19 protein-coding genes, 1 tRNA gene and 2 pseudogenes are annotated in these 21,758 nt (G+C 32.9%); 10 read left to right on the top strand and 12 right to left on the bottom strand.

What is annotated here, in order from left to right; genetic code table 11:
* Positions 1-44 precede the first annotated feature (44 nt).
* The 4 genes from AC0L5U_RS19920 to AC0L5U_RS19905 form a co-directional block, all read right to left on the bottom strand.
* Positions 45-1,610: a hypothetical protein gene (locus AC0L5U_RS19920; protein WP_473418162.1), complete on the bottom strand. Its 1,566-nt coding sequence runs from the start codon at positions 1,608-1,610 to the stop codon at positions 45-47.
* Between the two features lie 39 nt (positions 1,611-1,649).
* Positions 1,650-3,449, bottom strand: coding sequence for a RagB/SusD family nutrient uptake outer membrane protein (locus AC0L5U_RS19915; protein ID WP_473418161.1), 1,800 nt, complete (start codon positions 3,447-3,449; stop codon positions 1,650-1,652).
* 92 nt (positions 3,450-3,541) lie between these two features.
* A complete protein-coding gene (locus AC0L5U_RS19910; protein WP_473418160.1) occupies positions 3,542-4,627 on the bottom strand; it encodes a TonB-dependent receptor domain-containing protein in 1,086 nt (361 codons plus the stop codon).
* A complete protein-coding gene (locus tag AC0L5U_RS19905; protein WP_473418159.1) occupies positions 4,599-6,695 on the bottom strand; it encodes a SusC/RagA family TonB-linked outer membrane protein in 2,097 nt (698 codons plus the stop codon). Before AC0L5U_RS19905 ends, AC0L5U_RS19910 begins: the two co-directional genes overlap by 29 nt.
* Before the next feature lie 399 nt (positions 6,696-7,094).
* On the opposite strand from AC0L5U_RS19905, the gene AC0L5U_RS19900 reads away from it, so the two are divergent.
* The 5 genes from AC0L5U_RS19900 to AC0L5U_RS19880 are packed head-to-tail and all read left to right on the top strand — an operon-like array spanning position 7,095 to position 11,782.
* Positions 7,095-8,072: a sulfatase-like hydrolase/transferase gene (locus tag AC0L5U_RS19900; protein ID WP_473418158.1), complete on the top strand. Its 978-nt coding sequence runs from the start codon at positions 7,095-7,097 to the stop codon at positions 8,070-8,072.
* Positions 8,069-8,404 carry a sulfatase/phosphatase domain-containing protein gene (locus tag AC0L5U_RS19895; RefSeq protein WP_473418157.1) on the top strand — a complete coding sequence of 112 codons (336 nt, stop codon included), beginning with the start codon at positions 8,069-8,071 and terminating at the stop codon, positions 8,402-8,404. The genes AC0L5U_RS19900 and AC0L5U_RS19895 overlap by 4 nt, the downstream gene beginning before the upstream one ends.
* Before the next feature lie 10 nt (positions 8,405-8,414).
* A complete protein-coding gene (locus tag AC0L5U_RS19890) occupies positions 8,415-10,031 on the top strand; it encodes a hypothetical protein (protein WP_473418156.1) in 1,617 nt (538 codons plus the stop codon).
* Positions 10,010-11,065, top strand: a complete 1,056-nt coding sequence (locus tag AC0L5U_RS19885) for a T9SS type A sorting domain-containing protein (RefSeq protein WP_473418337.1) — start codon at positions 10,010-10,012, stop codon at positions 11,063-11,065. The genes AC0L5U_RS19890 and AC0L5U_RS19885 overlap by 22 nt, the downstream gene beginning before the upstream one ends.
* Positions 11,066-11,071: 6 nt before the next feature.
* On the top strand, positions 11,072-11,782 hold the full coding sequence (locus tag AC0L5U_RS19880) for a hypothetical protein (protein WP_473418155.1): 711 nt from the start codon (positions 11,072-11,074) through the stop codon (positions 11,780-11,782).
* 177 nt (positions 11,783-11,959) lie between these two features.
* Here AC0L5U_RS19880 and AC0L5U_RS19875 read toward each other — a convergent pair.
* Positions 11,960-12,033 (bottom strand) — tRNA-Arg (locus tag AC0L5U_RS19875).
* An 82-nt stretch (positions 12,034-12,115) separates the two neighbouring features.
* On the opposite strand from AC0L5U_RS19875, the gene AC0L5U_RS19870 reads away from it, so the two are divergent.
* The 5 genes and pseudogenes from AC0L5U_RS19870 (at position 12,116) to AC0L5U_RS19850 (ending at position 16,204) form a co-directional block, all read left to right on the top strand.
* Entirely contained in the window at positions 12,116-12,745 is a 630-nt protein-coding gene (locus AC0L5U_RS19870) for a Crp/Fnr family transcriptional regulator (RefSeq protein WP_473418154.1), read from the top strand.
* A 207-nt stretch (positions 12,746-12,952) separates the two neighbouring features.
* Positions 12,953-13,510, top strand: coding sequence for a YeeE/YedE family protein (locus tag AC0L5U_RS19865; RefSeq protein WP_473418153.1), 558 nt, complete (start codon positions 12,953-12,955; stop codon positions 13,508-13,510).
* 4 nt (positions 13,511-13,514) lie between these two features.
* Complete coding sequence (locus tag AC0L5U_RS19860) at positions 13,515-13,928, top strand: DUF6691 family protein (RefSeq protein ID WP_473418152.1); 414 nt, start codon at positions 13,515-13,517, stop codon at positions 13,926-13,928.
* Positions 13,929-14,719 (top strand): annotated as a pseudogene (locus AC0L5U_RS19855) (sulfite exporter TauE/SafE family protein).
* A gap of 72 nt (positions 14,720-14,791) precedes the next feature.
* Positions 14,792-16,204, top strand: a complete 1,413-nt coding sequence (locus AC0L5U_RS19850) for an MBL fold metallo-hydrolase (RefSeq protein WP_473418151.1) — start codon at positions 14,792-14,794, stop codon at positions 16,202-16,204.
* A gap of 78 nt (positions 16,205-16,282) precedes the next feature.
* Here AC0L5U_RS19850 and AC0L5U_RS19845 read toward each other — a convergent pair whose 3' ends face one another.
* The 7 genes and pseudogenes from AC0L5U_RS19845 to AC0L5U_RS19815 all read right to left on the bottom strand — a co-directional run bounded on the left by AC0L5U_RS19845 (position 16,283) and on the right by AC0L5U_RS19815 (position 21,719).
* Positions 16,283-16,558 (bottom strand): ATP-dependent Clp protease adaptor ClpS, encoded by a 276-nt coding sequence (locus AC0L5U_RS19845; protein ID WP_473418150.1) that lies wholly within the window; start codon positions 16,556-16,558, stop codon positions 16,283-16,285.
* 31 nt (positions 16,559-16,589) lie between these two features.
* Complete coding sequence (gene prmA / locus AC0L5U_RS19840; RefSeq protein WP_473418149.1) at positions 16,590-17,423, bottom strand: 50S ribosomal protein L11 methyltransferase; 834 nt, start codon at positions 17,421-17,423, stop codon at positions 16,590-16,592.
* Between the two features lie 199 nt (positions 17,424-17,622).
* Complete coding sequence (gene tpiA / locus AC0L5U_RS19835; protein WP_473418148.1) at positions 17,623-18,381, bottom strand: triose-phosphate isomerase; 759 nt, start codon at positions 18,379-18,381, stop codon at positions 17,623-17,625.
* A gap of 71 nt (positions 18,382-18,452) precedes the next feature.
* Positions 18,453-18,944 carry a TlpA family protein disulfide reductase gene (locus tag AC0L5U_RS19830; RefSeq protein WP_473418147.1) on the bottom strand — a complete coding sequence of 164 codons (492 nt, stop codon included), beginning with the start codon at positions 18,942-18,944 and terminating at the stop codon, positions 18,453-18,455.
* A 14-nt stretch (positions 18,945-18,958) separates the two neighbouring features.
* Complete coding sequence (locus AC0L5U_RS19825) at positions 18,959-20,035, bottom strand: ABC transporter permease (protein WP_473418336.1); 1,077 nt, start codon at positions 20,033-20,035, stop codon at positions 18,959-18,961.
* A gap of 45 nt (positions 20,036-20,080) precedes the next feature.
* Entirely contained in the window at positions 20,081-21,178 is a 1,098-nt protein-coding gene (locus AC0L5U_RS19820) for a BT_3928 family protein (RefSeq protein WP_473418146.1), read from the bottom strand.
* A pseudogene (locus AC0L5U_RS19815) lies at positions 21,175-21,719 on the bottom strand (DUF1599 domain-containing protein). The gene AC0L5U_RS19820 and the pseudogene AC0L5U_RS19815 overlap by 4 nt, the downstream one beginning before the upstream one ends.
* Between the last annotated feature and the right edge of the window lie 39 nt (positions 21,720-21,758).

Raw genomic sequence — 21,758 nt, 5'->3', positions numbered from 1 at the left:
AACAGGCTTTTTCCTTTAAATAAATCTTAATTATGGTCGTTCGTCTACATATAGTACGCGAATATCATCAAAATAAATAATACCTCCTCGGTTGTATCTAATATAAATTTCATAATCATCTCCAGTAGCTGGAGCAGCCCATTTTTTACCCCTCTGTGAGTAGTCCATTCACCAAGATTTGAATTTCCATTATTACCTACATTAGTCCAAAACTGTGTTTGAGTTTCTCCTGCTCTTTGAATCCAAGGGCCAAACATTACAAAATTACCAACTTCCTTATAGAATTTAAATTCTAACTGCACTTCCCTACCTGCTTCTAAAGAATATTGATCTACTAAGTTTTGAAATGCAGACCAATTACCATCAGCAGTTCCTTCAAGTTTTAAGCTATACATTCCGCTAGCGGCTTGTTCAGTTGAAGGTGTAATTGTTGTAGTTGATAAATTACCTGGATGCGCAGTCCAATTAACCCCTCCATCTTCAAAATCATAAACTACTGCTTCATGCTGAAACATGTTAACAGTTTCGTTAAATGGCTCTGGGCTTCTAGTATCTGTAGATAACAGAGTTCCAGTGCCTGTATATTCTATATTAATAACATCATCTCTATAGATAGTCTCATTAAACATCAAATCTAATATCGTTGCATCTTCTGCATTAATTGATAAAATAAAATTTGTGGTTGGTATACCATTCAATGTAACCGTAAAATACTGTTCTTGACCTGTAAAAGGAGCAAACTCTCCGTTAAATGGAATTTGAATTAACTGATTCTCCAATTCAGTAATCGCACCAAACAACTGAAATGGTTGAGAAGATGGTATTACTTTTATTGGCGCAGGAATATTATATATATCCCAATCTGCAGGAATATTGTTCCCTGCTCTTCTCATTTGTACTTTGTTATTTGCAAAAACGCCTAGTTTTTTCATAACAATTGATGGGTTTTGTTCCTCAGTTAATGAACCTCCAACATTCCATTCCCAAGTATCAGGTCTTCCTTGTGTAGTTACATCGAAAAACTCTAAAGAATCTCCTGCTTCAACATAAATTGTATCATTGCTTTGGTGGTTAACTACAGCACCCTTTTGCTCTACTCTAATAATAGGTACAATAGTATCATAGACATCTACTACAAATGTTTTTTCAATTACCCATTTATCAATAACTTGCTTAGCCTCTATTCTAAGACCATTTGGCCCTCTAAAAGTTACTTTTTCAGAGAAAATATTAATAAGCTTTACATGGTTATAACCAGAGTTTCTAAACCAAACACTAACTGTTTTATCATCTATTACGCCTGAACCAATTATTTTATCATCAAATATTGAATCTTGACGTTGAATTGGATGATTCAAATAATAATTACCAGACTCTATCTCCCATTGATGACTTAGTGCATTTTGCGATAAATCAGCGAATGTGATGTAATCATCCTTATTTGTTAAAAGAGTATCCGGCCAATTACTATTTGGGGAATTAATAAACCAACCTACATCAGAGAATGAATTAGGAGCTTCATATTCATCATCTTTATTACAGCCTGTAAAAATGGCAATCATAAAAAGTGAAAATACCAACAGGTTTAACTTTAAATTATATTTTTTCATATTTTAAATTCTTAAATTTTTAATTGTACCAATCTACTTCTAGTTAGCATCATAAATTTTAGGGTTAGCCGTTTCTTCACTATTGGGAATTGGCCAATAAGCATGTGCACTTTCAATATAATTTGCAGAAGCTTCTACAAATTCTGTCCACTTATCAGTCCATGGTTGACCATTATCTTGTGCTGTTGGCTCGTCACTTAAGATTGAGCTCCATCTCCATCCACTCTTGCCATCTTCTTGCTCAAACCTGTAATGATCTCGATAGTATTTTCGCTGTGATAAATCTTCAAACCTTTGCTTTGTAATACCCCAACGACGTAAATCTATTGTTCTGATGGCATGTCCTTCTGCAGATAATTCTAATGGTCTCTCTACGTACATCAAATGATCCATTAAACTAGATGCTGAATATTGAATATCATCATGATCATTAAGCGGATATTCTCCTGTACCACTCAATCCAAGTAGTCTTACTCCTGAACGTCTTCTTACTCTGTTAATATAAACCAATGCTTCATTAACACCTCCATCATTAGTTCCTCCTTGAATTAAAGACTCAGCATACATCAAATATATATCAGCCAGTCTTATTAATCTCACATTAACACCAGATCTAGGCGTTACATCAGAAATATCTCTTTCGTTTTCTGCAATATCCCAATTTGTGAATTTTCTCCAATAAGAATGTTCTGCATTATTATATCTCGCTCCTTGTGCTGAAGTAAGCAAATAATACTCAGAATCTAAATCGTCAACTAAAGCAATTGAGGCTGATGTTCTTAAAGAGAAAACTCTTGGAACAGTTTCCATAACTTCCTCGCCATTTTCGTCTAATTGAGGTAACCCATTATTCTGTCTAGCAACTCTTGTTACAGTATTTCTAGGGTCTTGCATATCTAAGGGGTCATTTCTATATTCTAAATTCAACCAAAGTGCAGGATATACACTTCTCCATCCACCCACGGGACTGAAGGAAAAATTTAATCCACTTGAGTTTTGTTGCTCTCCCCAAGGGCTTGGTTCATTATTTTTAAATCCAAGCGAGTACCCTATTTCTAAAATAGATTCTTCGTTAAATTCATCTCTAGTAGTAAAGTTACTTGCTATATCAGGAGTTAATGAATATGGATAATCATCAATAATTGTTTTAAAATACTGAGCTGCCATTGTATAGTTTCCATCATATAAATAACTTTTACCTAACAACGCTACAGCTGCACCAGCAGTAAATCTTCCTTCCTGTCCATTAACTGGTTTAAGTCCTGCCAAATTATTCATTGCAAACTCCAAATCAGCTCTAAAGAATTCTTGAACCGTTGCTGATGGTTGTACTGATTGATAGTATTCCTCAGTATCCTGAGGTACAAAATCAAAAATTGGAATTGAACCATTATTGAAACTTGAATGTAAATAAAAATAAAACAGTCCTCTTAATCCTCGTGCTTGAGCAATAAGAAGATCTGCCTCTTCTTTTGTTGCTGCATCAAAATCCGGATACAAATTTTCAGCTGCTTCTAAAACCTGATTAGCTCTAAATATCCCCTTGTAAAGTGATGACCACTTTGAATTTGGTGCTCCAGATGAATTATTAAATGTTTGTAGCCAATATACATTACTTGTATTTGGACGACCCCATCCTGGAAAAGTCATGTCAGACCTATTTAACTCATCTACAATTCTTAAATTACTTTCATCTTTAAATCCATTATATACGGCATTAAGTCCTACATTAAGGTCATTAAATGTTTTCCAAAAACTATTTGTGGAAAGTTCTACTGGGTTAGTTTCTTCTAAAAAATCTTCGGCACAGCCGAACATAATTACTGAAGTTACTAACAAAAAAGCTATTTTTTTAAAGTTATCTTTTTCATAATTTCGAGTATTTGTTAGTATTATTTTTTGAGTTTTTCATAAAATTACATTTTTTTTGATTAAAAGCCAAGTTGTACACCGAATCTAAAACTAGAACTAATTGGGTAACTACCTCTATCTAAACCTCTGGTACTAAATCCATTATTACCAACCTCAGGATCAAAACCTGTATAATTAGTTATAGTAATAGGGTTCTGTGCAGACAAGTATACTCTAATGTTTGAGATACCATGTTTTTCAATTGCATCTTTAGGTATTGTATATCCTATTGCAATGTTTCTTAACCTTGCAAAAGAACCATCCTCTAACCAAAAATCTGTGTAACCTCTAAAATTCTCGTGATCTCTACCTCTATCAGAAGGAATAAGTGATGTCGTGTTTTCTGATGACCATTGGTATACCAAATCTTGATGTGTTCCTGCTTTATAAGCATAAGCTCTACTACCATTCATAATATCACCTCCAATAGCAGCATACCATTGCATAGCAAAATCAAAACTCTTGTATCTTGCGCTGAAATTTAATCCTATTTCATAATCTGGCAAACCATTACCAGTAAACTTTCTATCATCTAAATTAATAGTACCGTCACCCATATCTGGTATGCCATCACCATCAGAATCTACTGTTGGCGAATCAACATATCTTAAATCACCCAAATTAGCTGTACCTCCCACAAGAGGGTTATAGGCATCTAACTCTTCTTGAGTAGTAATAATTCCATCTGTTTCAATTAAAAAGAAAGATGCTGCAGGGAAACCTTCAGCAACAACAGAAACTAAATCTTCATTAGGAACACCCTGAACTACTTGAGAATTATTTAGATAAACTATTTTATTAGAACCACTCATTCTTGTAACTAAATTATCATTATTAGTATATGTTGCTCCTAAATTCCAAGAAAACTTTCCTTTATGCTTATAATTTAAACTCCATTCCATTCCTTTATTAACCATATCACCAACGTTTACAACTACGGTAGAATTTCCACCAGTTCCAACACCAGTTGTTGGAGGTACGATTAGAGGAAGTAATAAATTTTCTTTATTTTCCTTATAAAAATCTGCAGAGATATTTATTTTATTCTTAAATAACCCCAGTTCAAAACCTGCATTTCTAGAAATAGAGGTTTCCCACTCGCACATTTGGGTTTGCAAAACGTTCTTGAATTGCTCCTAAAAGAATATTATCTGTACCCTCTGCACCAAAAACAGCATCTCTATCAATACCAATTGTAGCTTGATTGCTGTATGGTTCAAAACCATCATTACCTACTTGACCATAACCTGCTCTAAGTTTAAGTGAGGTAGCTACTCTTTTTAGTGGTTGCCAAAATGACTCATCAGACACATTCCAACCTATAGAAGCAGATGGAAAAGCCCCCCATCTATTAGCATCACCAAACTGTGATGAACCATCACGTCTAACTGCTGCACTTAATAAATATTTTCCTTTGTAGTTATATTGTAGTCTTGTCATAAAACCTATTAAATTTATGGTTCTATTATTCCAACGACCTCCATTATTACCAACATCTGCTCCACCAATTGCTCCACCTAACTCAGTTATTTCATTACTTAATAAATCTCTTCTATCTGCGAAAGTACTTTTAGCAAATGAAGACTCTGATGAAAATAATCCTGTTAAATTAAAGTTATGATTACCAAAACTCTTTTTATAATTTAAAATGTTTTCCATAGTGTGTTTAGACCTTCTAGTGTAGGTTTCTCTAACACCCGATAATTGTGACGGTGGAATTAACTCACCTTCTTCATCATATCTATTAAACTCTGGATTAATCAAAACTCTAGTACTATTAGAGTAATTCATACCAACTCGTAAAGTATATGAAAAATTATCTGTAATGTTATATTTGGCTCTTAAATTAGCATCGAAACTATCTACATTATCTCTATCTGATTGTAAAAGACGTAATAAGTTATTTGAAATAAAGCCTGCATCATTAGAATTTGCAGGTCCTGGGAAAAATATCTCAGTTGTATTAGGATCAAGCTCCTGATTGTAAGGATTATACCTGTACGATTGCAAAAGTAATTGCCAAGGTTCTCTATCTCTTTCTTCAACCCTGAAGCCCATACCAGTAGCTATATTCCATTTACCCTTTCTATATTGTGTATTAGCCCTGATATTAAATCTTTCATATTTGGAATTAATTAACATTCCATCTTGCTTAAAGATTGAAGCATTAATATTGTATGTTAACCCATCTTTTCCTCCAGAAATACTTAAATTATGATTTTGAATTGGCGAACTATCGTTTTCAACAACCTCAGTTAAATTCGTATTGTTTGTTAAATTATGCGGAGCCTGAGTTATAGGCGTCCATGTATTTCCAAAAAACGTACCGTTAAGAGAATTTCGTCTTAAGTGAAAAGCATATAAAAAATCTTCGGTTCCCATTATAGGTAAACCAGAAGTGATTGACTGCACACCATACCAAGTATGAAGATTCACTTTCATAATACCTTCTTTACCTTTCTTAGTAGTAATTAAAATCACACCATTAGCTCCCCTTGTACCGTAAACTGCTGTAGATGCAGCATCCTTAAGAACATCAACAGTTTCAATTTCATCAATACTCAATTTAGGATCACCATCAAAAGGGATACCATCTACAACGTATAAAGGTGTGTTAACACCAAAAACAGATCCAATACCACGAATAAGAATGTTAGACTCTGCACCAGGTTGACCACTTGAAGCAGTAACATTAACACCTGCTATTTGTCCTTGTAATGCAGTACCAATATCAGCGGTAGCATTAAGAGCAAGAGCTTCTTTTTTAACCTGACCTACAGCACCTGTAATTTCTTTTCGTTTCTGTGTACCATATCCTACTACCACAACCTCATCGAGTGCTGCAGCATCTTCTCTCATGGAAACATTAATTTGGGTTTGCCCACCCACTTTAACATCTTCATTTACATAGCCTAGATAACTAAAACGTAATGTTCTATCAGTATCAGCGGTTATTTCATAATTACCATCAAAATCCGTAACAGCGCCTTTGTTAGTACCAATCACAATTACACTAGCTCCAGCTAGCGGTACTCCATCACCTGTTACTTGACCTTTAATAGTTACAGTTTGTGCTTGAAGCGCATTTATACTCAATGAGAGAAAGAACGCAATTAAACAAGCCTTGATTTGCCATGTTGAAACAGGCTTTTTTTCAAGTAGTTTGATTTTCATATTTATTTAGTTAAAGTTTAGTTACAAATATTGTGAAATGCTTAGATACTTAAGGAAACTTATGTGTTTATAAATGAAACATATGTTCATCTCCTTAACATTTTATTAACAATCATTATTTTTAAATTACTGAAAAACAGATATTTATGAATTTTGTTTAACTATGATTTGATTATATTAGACATGATTTTTGTTAATTTTTTAAGAAAAAATCTCTTGAAAGATTTAATATTCAATTACCAAAATTTAAGCTATTAGTTTAAGAGTCGTCTATTCAAAACCATTTGACATTAAACATGTAAAACTTGATTGTTAATATTGTGTTAAATATATGTATATTTTATTAATATCATAAAATTGTTCTTAAAAAATTTATAAAATCAAAAAATATAAAATTTCATGATACGTCTCTATATAGTTTTTTTATTTATTGGTGTCTATTGTTATTCTCAAAATACACCTCCAAATATTATATTAATAGAATCTGATGACCAAAGTAATGTTGCTGTTGGCGCATATGGCTTTGGCACTATTAAAACACCAAACATAGACCAAATTGCAGATTCAGGAGTTTACTTTACCAACGCATATAATATGGGGTGTTGGTCGCCTGCTGTATGCATCCCTAGTAGAACAATGCTTTTTAATGGGACTTATTTATGGGAAGCTTCCAAGATTACTAAAAATAAAACACCTGGATTATCATTAACTGAACGATTAAAAAATTCTGGATATACTACTTATTTTACAGGAAAGTGGCATGCCTTAGGAAAAAGTCCTAAAAATCAATTTGACCATTTCGGAACTATTTTACCAGGACAATTAAAAACTTATAACTCTCCAATAGGTCATTATACAGATGTTGTTGGTAATGAAGCTGTTTCATTTATAAACGAAGCTTCAGAAGAAAAAGAACCATTTTTTTTATATGTAGCATTTAATGCGCCACATGTGCCAAGACAAACTGAACAGAAATATTATGATTTATATCCTTCTAAAGACATTGAGTTACCCCCAAGCGTGAAGGAAGGGCCTCTCCATCCTCATATAAAATATAATTATACCTCAGCACCGCTAAATCCTAAAACAATGCAGAAACGTTATCAGCAAAATAATGCTATGGTAACACATATGGATGATCGGATTGGAGACATTTTAAACACTTTAAAAGATAAAGGACTTTATGAAAACTCTATCATAATTTTTATGTCTGATCACGGTATCAGTTTTGGCGAAAACGGTGTAGCTGGTAAAGTCTGCTTGTATGACATTAGTGCAAAAGCGCCTTTAATAGTAATGGGGCCTGGAATTTCAAAAATAAAAAAATCAATCAACGCTTATATCTTCAGGATATTTATCCCACTATATTGGATTTGATTGACGCCGAAATTCCAAATTATATTGATTTTAAATCTTTAAAGTCAAAACTACAAACTGAAAATTCAGAAGAACTATACGAATCTATTTACTTAGCTATGTTTAATGACCAACGTGCCATTATTAAAGAAGATTTTAAACTTATTTTATATCCAGTTGCTAAATCTGCAGAATTATACGATTTAAGTAAAGACCCTTGGGAAACTAATAACTTAATTAAAAAGAAGTCTCTTAGTTCAAAAATTAAATTACTAACCAAAGAAATGGTAAACTGGCAAGAAAAAACTGGTGACACAATAAATATTAAGCAGATATATTCGAAACAATTTTAAATATAAATACATGAAGAAGAAACTATTGAAACTATCTATAATTCCAGTATTGATGGTATCGAATTTGATGACGTCGCAAGATATTGTTGATATAAATTTTGATATTGAACACACCGTTAACGGTGTTTCTGAATTTGATAGAGCAAAATATATGATACTTCACGCAGGTGTTGACGATAACGAATGGCCAAACGATCAAATAAAAGATCAATTTTTAATAGACTATGATGTTTACTTAGGAAGAAATAATGGCTCTCTACCATGGTTTTTGTCACAAACGGAAGAAGACCCAGACAAACCTGGTTGGCCTAGTGTAGTTGATTTAGAACAAGAAGGACAACGTATAAAAACTAACTACATAAATAATACTAGCATTCATAAATACGAAAATAGGACAGCACGTTATATGATGGGTGGTCAAGAAGTTATGTATCCTAACGGAAGTAGACAAATTGGACCTAATGGAAAAAAATGGACCATGATTAAAGATGGCTATAAGCCTATTGCTGAATATTACGCTCAATATTTTAAAAACTTCTTTGGGAACGGGGGTACAACAGGACAACCTTTACCAACATATATTGAAGTATCTAACGAACCTTTTGTGAAGGCTAATAGTTTAGGTACCACCCGTGCAAACATTACAGAAATGCACAAAGTTATTGCTAAGCGCATAAAAGAATTAAATCCACAGGCAAAAATTGGAGGTTATAGTGCAGCTCACCCAGCTTATGAAGCTAATAATTTTGGACATTGGGAAGCTAACTGGAAACTTTTTATAGACAATGCTGGAGAGGAAATGGACTTTTTCTCACTTCATTTATATGATAATGTGCAGGATAATAAGGGAGGAGGGCAATATAGAGCAGGCAGTAATGTAGAAGCTATTTTAGACATGGTAGAACATTATCAAGTTATAAAATTAGGGCAACGTAAACCTTTTTGTTTATCTGAATATGGCTGTTTAAATACTGAGGGAGAATTGTACACCAAAGAACGTGACTGGGCGAATTTACGCGCATTTAATGCCATGATAATGCAGTTTTTAGAGAGACCTGACATTATTGAACAAGCATTGCCTTTTATGATTTTACAAGCCAATTGGTGGTCGCCAAACACCAATAATGGCCAACATCCAGATGCTAAATATGCCCACCGTTTATTTAGACAAAAGAAGGAACTCGCAGGAGAAATAGGAGATGAATATGTATACACAGAGCTCGTAAAGTTTTACCAACTATGGGCAAAAGTAAAAGGTAGGCGTATCGATACAAAATCAAGTAATCTTGATACTCAAATAGATAGTTATGTTGATGATAAAAAAGCCTATGTTATTATTAATAATATGCACCAAGAAGCAAGAACCATAGATTTAGCAGTTAACGGATTTGGAGATGCAAATATTGAATCTATTTTAGTTAAGCATCTTCATGCTGAAAATGCTGGAATTCCAGCTTTAGATGAAACAACCTTGACAGCTGCAATTGACAGAATTGATATTGGAAAACAAGCAACAATAATTTTAGAATATACGTTTGATAAAGCTTTAGTAATCCCTGATGCATCTGAAGAAAAAAATATTTTGCCACAACCTATAATCAAACTATTAGTGCAAATCAAAATGTAAATTTTGCATTAAACAATGTTGATGTTAGCAGTACATATGGCGAAGCTATTTTGAGATTAGGCATGGGAAGAGTTCATGGCAAATCTTTAAAACCAATTTTAATTGTTAATGGCACAACAGTTGAAGTTCCTGATAATTGGCGCGGTAATGACCAAAATGGCAGAGACCTGTTTTTTGGAGTTTTAGAAATTGAAATTCCTTATAACTTATTACAATCAAATAACACTATTACACTTAACTATCCAGATTCTGGTGGACGAGTTAGTAGTATTGCCCTACAAGTACAAAGTTTTAGTAAACAAATTACCCGTAGCCAAGAAATTTTTAAACTTGCTCAAAACAATTTCACTATTCAAACCAATGGAGAAACTTGTTTTAATATGAATAACGGTATGCTTAGTATTTCTGCTTTAAAAAACATTAATTATGAAGCTTCGTTAACAGGGATTAATACGAATAACACGTTTACTCAAAATACTTCATTCGAAAGTCTAGCTCCTGGAAATTACGAGTTATGTATTACAATACCTTCGGAACAAAACTACCAACAATGCTATGACATAAATATTCCTGAAGTTGAATCGCTATCAGTAACCAGCAAACTAAACACAAATAACAAAAGTGTTACATACAATTTAAATGGTAGTGATAGTTACATAATCAATTTTAATGGAGAGCAATTTACCACTACAGATACATCTATAGAACTCTATTTACAATCAGGTAGTAATAGCATTAAAATAAAAGGAGAAAAAGATTGCCAAGGTAAATTTGAAGACACTCTTTTCTTTAATGAGATTGTGGCATCTCCAAATCCTTTTACGCATCATTTAAACATCGATTTAGGTTTAGAGGATAAAGCATCGCTAAAAATATATAATACTTTAGGTGCTTTGGTTTACGATAAAACACATAGTCCTACCAATCATATAATAGAATTGGATACAAGCTTTTTAAATGAAGGAATGTATATCATTTTAGTAGAAACCAAAGATGTTTCTAAAAAAATAAAAGCCATAAAAATTTCAAAATAAAAAACTATGTCAAGACATTATATATACACAGGAATTCTAGCATTAACCTTAATACTATTTAATTGTGGCGGAAGTGATTCTCCAGGAGATGGTAATGATGGAGATAAAATTGTGCCTCCAGAAGCTACAAGTTTGTTGTCTCCAACAAAAAATGAAGAATGCAACCAAGGCAATATAGTTTCGGCTACCGAAAGTAATGTAAGGTTTGAATGGTCTAAAGCCGATAATGCAACAAGCTATACTGTAGTTATAAAAAACCTGAATACAAATACCACGCAAGAAAGCACTACTAATAACGCTGTTACAAGTGTGAAACTATTAAGAGGTGTACCTTATTCATGGCATGTGGTATCAAAATCAAACAAAACTACTACAACTGCCACAAGTGAAACATGGAAATTTTACAATGCAGGAGAAGGTATTAGCAATTATGCTCCTTTTCCAGCAGAGGTTGTAAGTCCAAATGCAGGCGCAACAACAACTATAACCGTAACACTAGAATGGACTGGTAGCGATATAGATAATGATATTGCAGCATATGATGTGTATTTAGATACCGTAAACCCTCCAGCACAAGTACAACAGGAAAATGTAACCACCAACAAAATCAGTAATATTTCGTTAACCGCAAACACTACATATTATTGGAGAGTAATTACTAAAGATGATGCTGACAACAACTCTAAATCACAAGTTTTTAGTTTTATAACGGAGTAAATAATTTTTTGTAGAAATTTTGAATAAATAAAAAAGTGAGTTAATACATATTGACTCGCTTTTTTGTGACCATAACAAGATTGAATATCCTTAAAAAGCTCCGCTTTTAAAATAAAAAAACTCCACTTACAAACTCAAGCAAGCTTGGTTTGACGTGAAGTCTTAATTATTTATTCGTGACCATGGCAGGATTCAAACCTGCAACCTCTTGAGCCGTAATCAAGTGCGCTATTCAGTTGCGCCACATGGCCTTTTTAAGTGGCTGCAAATATACATTTTTTATTAAAACTCCACCAAATTTTATTTCAAATTTATAAATCATTATTTTTGGATATGACTCCAAGCCTTCTACACGAAAAATTCCATACAATATTAGATGATACTCTAATAAAAGAAATAGCAACTATTGGCAAAATAGCTCATTTTAAAGCCAACGATATAATCATAGATATCAATCAACCCTTAAAATTCATTCCACTATTAATAGAAGGCAACATCAAAATACTTCGTGAAGATCAAGAAGGTAACGAACTCCTTATTTATTTTTTAGAAGCTGGAGAAACCTGTACTATGTCACTTACCTGCTGCATGGGTACTACAAAAAGTAAAATACGAGCCGTAGCCGAGAAAGACTCCACACTCATAATGATTCCTGTTCAAAACATGCAAAAATGGTTTCACGAAAATACAAGTTGGAGAAACTTCATCCTAGAAAGTTACCAAACCCGTTTTGACGAAATGCTTGAAACCATAGACAACCTAGCTTTCATAAAAATGGACAAACGTCTTCACAAATATCTCATCAACAAAACAACGCTTCACAACTCAAAAATAATCCATATTAATCACCAAAATATTGCCGAAGATTTACATACTTCACGCGTTGTAATTTCCAGACTTTTAAAACAACTCGAAAACGAAAACAAAATAAAACTCAGCAGAAGTAAAATAGAAGTACTTTAAATAATTTGGGCGCTACCACAAGGGTCGGGCTTTCCGTTACAAGTCCTCGCGCCTCCTGCGTCGTGCTGTGGGCTTTCCTATGCAATCCCTAGCGCACCTATCCGTCTAAGTCTGTTCATATTTTATTACCTTTTACATGTTGTTAAGTAACATTTATTACAATAAAAAATAAACCTTCAATATAAATTCGCGTTAAAATTAATAACTATGGAATACATTTTAAATCCATGGCCTTGGTATATATCAGGCCCATTAATAGCCATTGTTATGGCACTCTTACTCTATTTTGGCAAAACCTTTGGTATGTCATCAAATTTACGAACCATGTGTACAATTGCTGGTGCAGGGAAATTTACCGATTTCTTTAATTTTAAATGGAAAGATCAACTCTGGAATCTTACTGTAGTTTTAGGAGCAGTAATTGGAGGATTTATAGCAGTTCAATACTTATCAAATGATAGCGGTACTGATTTAAATCCAGCTACAGTTACCGAACTTCAAAACATGGGTTTCAACAATCCTGGACAAACATTAGTTCCAAACGAAATGTATAGTTTAGAGGTATTAGCATCACCAAAAGCAATAATACTTTTAGTAATTGGAGGTTTATTAGTAGGCTTCGGAACACGCTACGCAGGTGGTTGTACATCTGGACATGCCATTACTGGACTAAGTAGTTTACAAAAACCATCTTTAATAGCTGTAATTGGATTTTTTATTGGAGGACTCATTATGACTAACTTTATTTTACCATTAATTTTTTAAAAGCATGAAAGCATTAAAATTCTTATTAGTAGGTATATTTTTCGGTATTGTTTTGGTAAAATCTGAAGCTGTTTCTTGGTATCGTATTTACGAGATGTTCCGTTTTCAATCCTTTCATATGTATGGCATTATTGGTACAGCTATAGCATCAGGAATTCTCTTTTTACAGATTTCAAAAAGAGGCTATATAAAAAGCATAAAAGGTGCAGATATTTATGTACCAAAAAAAGAAAACGGATTAGTGCGTTACATAGCTGGAGGCATCATTTTCGGGTTTGGCTGGGCGCTAATAGGTGCTTGTCCTGGCCCAATGTACATCCTTTTAGGCTCAGGTGTTTGGAGTATGCTCATCGTAATTGCGGCAGCCGTTTTCGGAACATTCATTTATGGACTTTTAAAAAACAAATTACCTCACTAAATGGATACCACGCAAGTGTTTGGTTATATAGGTGCTCTAATAGTAGGCTTAGTACTTGGGTTAATTGGTGGTGGCGGTTCTATTTTAACTGTACCATTATTAGTTTACTTATTGGGTTATAATCCAGTAGTTGCAACAGCATACTCTTTATTTGTTGTTGGCACTTCATCAATGGTTGGTACATACCAAAAATACAAAGAGGGTTTAGTGGATTTCAAAACAGGTTTAGCATTTTCATTTCCATCATTTGTCGCCGTTTACTTCTCTAGACGTTATTTAGTTCCTAACATTCCAGAATCGCTTTTTACAGTAGGTAATTTTAGTTTAACGAAAAGTATGGGCATCATGATTTTTTTGCAATTATCATGATCATTGCATCATATTCAATGATAAAGAAAGACAAACCAAATGAATTACTTTCTGCAAAACAACCTTATTACAAAACTTTCATCCAAGGTTTAATCATAGGAACTATTACAGGTGTTATTGGGGCTGGTGGCGGTTTTTTATATGTTCCTGCATTAGTACTTTGGGCAAAAATACCGATGAAAAAAGCAGTTGGCACATCATTAATAATTGTGACCATAAACTCATTAATTGGGTTTACTGGAGATGTACAAACTTTAGATATAGAATGGGTATTTCTACTTATGTTTACAGGAATTTCTATTACAGGAATTATTTTAGGAGTATTCCTTTCAAAGTTTATAAGTGGAAAAAAGCTTAAAAAGAGTTTTGGTTATTTTGTTTTAATGATGGCTACCTACATTATTTACAAAGAGTTAAAATAATTTTAAATGTGATATTAGTTACAAACTGGATTACTTAGGTTTTGTAATTTTGAATTAATAAAAAATCAGAGAATGAAAATTGAACAAATATATACAGGGTGCTTAGCTCAAGGTGCATATTACATTGAATCTAATGGAGAAGTTGCTATTATTGACCCATTAAGAGAAACACAACAATATGTCGATAAGGCTGAAAAAGAAAATGCCAAAATTAAATACATTTTTGAAACTCATTTTCATGCAGATTTTGTTTCTGGACATATAGATTTAGCAAAAAAAACTGGTGCTACTATTGTATTTGGTCCAGGTGCTGAGACAGAATATGAAATTTATACTGCAAAAGACAATGAGACATTTACACTTGGAAATATAACCATTAAAGTATTACACACTCCAGGACACACCTTGGAATCTGCAACATACCTTTTGATAGATAAAAACGGAAAGGAACATGCTATTTTTTCAGGCGATACGCTTTTTTTAGGTGATGTTGGTAGACCAGATTTAGCTATTAAATCTGATTTAACTAAAGAGGATTTAGCTGCAATGCTGTATGACTCTTTAAGAAAAAAGATAATGATACTTCCAGATGAAACCATTGTATATCCAGCTCATGGCGCTGGTTCAGCTTGTGGTAAAAATTTAAGTAAGGAAACTGTTGGTATTTTAGGAGAACAAAAGAAAACCAATTATGCACTAAGAGCAGATATGACTAAAGATGAATTTGTAAAAGAAGTGCTTAAAGGCATTGCTCCTCCTCCACAATATTTTGAAAAAAATGCCATGATGAATAAAACAGGATATGATACTTTTGAGGATGTTTTAAATCAAGGAAATACATCTTTAAATCCTGAAGATTTTGAAGTTATTGCAAATAGAGAGGGTGCTTTAGTTCTAGATGTAAGGACTGAACAAGAATTTGCTCAAGGACATATCCCTAATTCAATATTTATTGGTTTAAACGGTGGTTTTGCACCATGGGTTGGTGCATTAATTACAGATTTAAAACAACCTATTTTGCTGGTAACTCCCGAAAGTAGAGCCAAAGAAACTGTAACAAGATTATCTCGAGTTGGTTATGATAATACATTAGGCTATTTAGAAGGAGGTATTGATGCTTGGAAAGCATCAGGAAGAGACATTGAGACGATTACATCTATTTCTGTTGAAACATTTGAAAATGATTTTAAAACTAAAAACATAAATATTTTAGACGTTAGAAAAGATGGCGAATATAAATCTGAACATTTAGAAGGAAACAATGTACAGCATTTTGCTCTAGATTTTATTAATAACAACATGAACTCTATCAACAAGAACAAAAAATACTATTTACATTGTGCTGGTGGTTACCGTTCTATTATAGCAGCTTCTATTTTAAAAGCAAGAGGATTTAATAATTTAGTGGATATATCTGGTGGTTTTGGGGCTATAAAAAATACGGATTTACCAACTACTGATTATGTTTGTCCGTCTGAGTTATAATTTATCTAAAAAACATAAAAAAGACCTGATAGCTTAAAAAAATATCAGGTCTAATTAATAATTTATAATTTAATCTCTTTAAACTATTTCTGCACTTAACCCTGCTTCAAGAAGCATAGAACAGCGTGGTTTCAAATCGTCATACAAACCTGTTTTAACAGTACATTTTCCTTTATAATGGACCAATAAAGAACATTGCTCTGCTTGTTCTGAAGTATGGTCGCAAGCATAAATAAGTGTTTCTATAACGTGGTCAAAAGTATTAACGTCATCGTTATACAAGACTATTTCATTTTGAATTTTCACTTCTTCTTCAAGTAATAATTCTTCTGATATTTTTTCTTTTGTACTCATAATTTCAATCTTTTTGGGGAAAAATCTTGTACTAATTTAAAAATTTTAATGATACCCAATTGTTTCTTTCCAATTTTTCTTCAAATTTTAACAGATGTTTTTCACATTCTGCTTTAATCATCGGAATATCATCATTATAAAATCCGCTTAAAAACAATGTTCCGTTTTTATTTAAACAAGAGACATAAGTTGCCATATCCTGCATTAAAATATTACGGTTTATGTTGGCTATAATAATGTCGTATTTATTTTTAATGGCTGATGCATCTCCTTCTATAACTGTAATATTTTTACAATTATTGCGCTCCACGTTTTCGAGACTATTTAAATAACACCAATTATCATAATCTATAGCATCAATGGGTTTTGCGCCTTTTAGCTCAGCTAAAATTGCTAAAACACCTGTACCACACCCCATATCCAAAACCGATTTCCCTTCAAAATCGTTTTTTAAAATATGCTGGATCATCATGTGTGTAGTTTCATGATGCCCTGTACCAAAACTCATTTTTGGCTCAATTATTATATCGTATTCTGTATCGAATTTATCGTGAAATGGGGCGCGTACTGCACATATATTATCAACTACAATAGGATTGAAATTCTTTTCCCATTCTTGGTTCCAGTTGGTTTGTTCTATGTCTTCAAAAGTGAATGAAATTTCAAATTCATCAGAGCTTAGAATGTTAATATTTTCTAAAATATTCTTATTCCACTCTTCTTTTTGAATGTATGCTGTTACACCATCTTCGTACTCTACAAAGCTTTCAAAACCTGCATAACCTAATTCGGCAATCAAAATTTCTACGGCGGGAACTAATGGAGTTACTTTAAAGTAATAACCGATATAAACAGCGTTAGACATTTTATTATTAAGCTAATTTGGCGGATAAGCCCGCGTTGGCGATTGTGGAGTAAAGCCCACAGCCCAATCCCGATAGCTATCGGGAGAGGTGCGAAGGCTTGTAAAAAACATTTATGCTCATGAATTCCTAAGTTTCAAATAGAAATGCATGAGTAAAAGCTCAATCTTTATTGGGGTAACGCCCTAATTATTTTTTTATTTAAAACGCACTTACAATTGCAAAGAAATCTTCAGCATTTAATGCAGCTCCACCAATAAGTCCACCATCTACGTCTGGCTTTCCAAAAATTTCTTGAGCGTTTGCTGGTTTAACGCTTCCGCCGTAAAGGATGGAAACATTGTTTGCAACATCAGCACCATATTTATCTGTTAACGTTTTTCTGATAAAGGCATGCATATCTTGCGCTTGCTCTGGACTTGCAGTTTCACCAGTACCAATGGCCCAAACTGGCTCGTATGCTAATACTATATTTTTGAATGCAGAAGCTTCTAAATGAAACAAAGCGTTCTTGATTTGTGACTCTACTACTTGTTCTTGATTTCCAGATTTTCGGTCTTCCAAAACTTCGCCAAAACAGAAAATAACATCCATTTTATTTTCTAAAGCAGCATCTACTTTTTTTGCTAATAAAGCATCGTTTTCTCCAAAATATTCTCTGCGCTCTGAGTGGCCTAAAATAACCGTTTTTACACCTATGGCCTTTAACATTTTTGGAGCTATTTCTCCTGTGAATGCTCCACTTTCTGCAAAATGCATGTTTTGAGCAGCTACTTTAACTTTAGATTTTTTAGTTTCTTTTACTACGCGTTCTAAATTTACAAACGTTGGTGCTATGATAACTTTGGTACCTTTTACTTTGTTTTTCTTAACTAGTTTAGCAACTTGTTTTGCCAGCTTTTTAGATGCTGATAAATCATTGTTCATTTTCCAGTTTCCTGCTACGATGTTTTTTCTCATGGTATTGATTTAAATTTCTTGTAAGAAAGTATTTTAGATTCTTTTATTTATACTATTTCAAACAAAAATACTTAATTTTTCAGAGCTTTTAGCAACTTATCATCATCAGCTTCAATAACATCAAATACAACGATTTCGCCAGCTTTATTCAATACCATATATCGAGGAATCCAACTAATATTTACAAAATCGCCAAATGCACTTTTTTTACCAGATTGCATATAATAGTGTTCGCCTTTTACATTGTATTTTTTTATACCTCTTTTCCAAGCTTTCTCTCCTCTATCTAAAGAAAAGAATAAATAAACAACATCTTTGTTATCATCTTGAAGCGCTTTTACTTTTGGCATGCCTTTAATACAATCGCCACACCAAGATGCCCAAATATCAACAACTATGGTTTTGCCTTTGTGTTTTTCTAAAATGGATTTTATAGTTATTTGATTACCTTCTAAAGTTGTAAAAGTATCGTTTAATACTGCTTCTGTAAATTTTGTTGGCTTTTCTGTGTTACAGCTTAGTAAGCCTATTAACAGCAACAGTAAATAACTTATTTTTTTCATAACATTCTAAATTCTTATTCTAATTTCACTTTTGGATCTAACCAAACATAAATTAAGTCGACTAAAATATTAATCATTACAAATAATGTTGCAATTACTAAAACAGCACCCATAATTACTGGTAAATCTAAAGTATTTAATGAGTTTACAATTTCTTTCCCAAGTCCGTTCCATCCAAAAATATACTCTACAAATACAGCTCCTGCTAGCATAGATGCAAACCAACCTGAAATTGCTGTAACAACTGGATTTAACGCATTTTTTACAGCGTGCTTTTTTATAATTTGAAACTCGCTTAAGCCTTTTGCTCTTGCTGTTCTTATATAATCTTGATTAAAAACTTCTAATAATGAATTACGCATTAATTGAATAACTACTGCCAAAGGACGAATCCCTAAAACAATAGCTGGTAGTATTAAGTTTTTCCATTTAACGTGCATGTCTTCTCCAAAATCGTCTAATTCATAAAGGCTTCCTGTCATTTCTAAATTGGTATACTCATGTAAAATATAACCGAAAAACCAGGCGAATAAAATGGCACTAAAAAAAGAGGGCACACTCATCCCCAAAGTACTTAAAATTTGTATGATTTTATCGAGCCATTTGTCTTTATACAATGCTGAAATAATTCCTAAAAAAACACCAATAATTATAGCTATGATTATTGCAGAAACTGCTAAAACAAATGTATTTGGTAATGTTTCTGCTAAAACTTGGGTTACTTTTTTCCCTTGTTTGGTAAAGGATTCTCTCAGGTAGGGAAACTTTAAAACCGTTGTTGTATTTCCTATTGAAAATAATTTTGTAGCAGTATATTTATTCTGACTTAAAAATGTGTAATCATCTTCATTTTTTGAATGAAACGATAGTGGTAATAAATCATTTATATAATAAGCGTATTGCGTACCGATTGGTTTATCGAATCCGTACTTTGCTTTTACTATGGCAAGTTGCTCGCTATCTTCATTTTGCCCCATCATCATTTGCGCCGGGTCTCCAGGTAGTATATTGAATAAAAAGAAAATGACAGTAACTACTCCAAATAATGTGAGTATGGCGTAGAAGATTTTATTTATGAGATATCTAATCAGTTGTAGTTATTAATTATAGTTGATGATAATTATTTTTCATTCGACTTAAGGCAACTCCAAATTCTCCAAATCATTCCAATGTACTTTTTGTTTCACAGTTCCTTTATCTAATTCTATAATTCCAGGATTAGAGCGCACAACTGTTTTAAGTGCTTTTTCATCACATAAATACCATTCAAAATCTAAATTATAAGTTTTATTCACATATTGTTTAGTCTCATTGCCCGAAGCTGTTAAACCAATAATCTTATAATTATTTTTTCTAGCTTCATCTTGTAAAATTTTTAACTTATAAGCGCCATCTTTCTCAATTTTTTCTAAGCTATAAGATACTACAACTATTAAGTTTTCTTCATTTAAATAGTACTCGGTAAAGTCCTCATCATCACCTTCAATAGAAAAATCTACAACTGGAGGCGTATAGCCTTCTTGGATCACTTTAGTATCCACACTTATAAAATCGCCTTCAACTGATGGATAAGAACCATTGGTTGTAATCACTTTTTCTTCGCCATTTATATTGAATTTCCAAGCATATTCTTGAATTGGTTTTGGTGCATCTTCGGGAATCATCATGCCTTCTTTTATATTCTTTCCAATGGCATAAGCTCTAAAATCAATAGCTGGTAAATGCATTAAAACATGGTAGCCAAACCATAAACTCACTATAAAACCTAGTAATGCTAAAATGGTTGTTTGCAGCTTTCCAAAAACTGGATTTATATATTTTACACCAATAAAAAGCACTATAATTAAAACCAAAAGCACTACATCTTTCCCAAAGGATTCCCAAGGATCAAGTTTTAAAAAATCTCCAAAACAGCCGCAGTCTTTCACTTTTTCAAAATAAGCTGCATAAAAAGTTAAAAATGTGAAGAAAACAATCATTAAAAGCAGACTCCATACTGTAAATTTGGGTTTGTAGCCTATCAAAAGAAACACACCTAAAACAACTTCAAACACAACAACGAAAACCGAAATCAGTAACGCATAAGGTTCTAAAGATGGAATATTCAGTACATCAGGACTAAAATATTCCTGCAGTTTATAGGAAAATCCTAAAGGATCGTTCAACTTTATAAATCCTGAGAATATAAACAATACGCCTACTAATATTCTTGATATACTTACTAATGCTCTCATGCGTTTGCTTCGTTTAAATGAATCATTGCAAAAATTGCATAATTAATCATATCTTGATAATTCGCGTCAATACCTTCACTTACCAACGTTTTACCTTGATTGTCTTCAATTTGTTTTACACGCAATAACTTTTGTAAAATCAAATCTGTCAAGCTACTTACTCTCATGTCTCGCCAAGCCTCGCCATAATCATGGTTTTTATCTTCCATGAGCTTTTTGGTTGTAGCTACTTGTTTTTCGTATAAATCTTTTGCTACCCCAACCGACATATCAGGTTGTTCAACAACGCCTTTTTCTAGTTGAATCAACGCCATAATGCAATAATTTATAATACCAATAAATTCGCTTTCTTGTCCTTCGTCAACTTTCTGTACATCATTTTGTTGCAAACCTCTAATGCGCTGTGCTTTAATAAAAATTTGGTCTGTAAGTGATGGTAATCTCAAAATCCGCCATGCGCTCCCATAATCACTCATTTTTTTACAAATAAATTTTTGCAGGTATCTATTACGGCATCATATTGTTTTGAAGTATCTTGCATAAATAATATTGATTTTGCGTAAATTTCGCATAAATAATT

It is taken from the genome of Jejuia sp. G7-7, from assembly GCF_055808955.1.
This window is presented reverse-complemented; position numbering and strand designations above follow the sequence as displayed.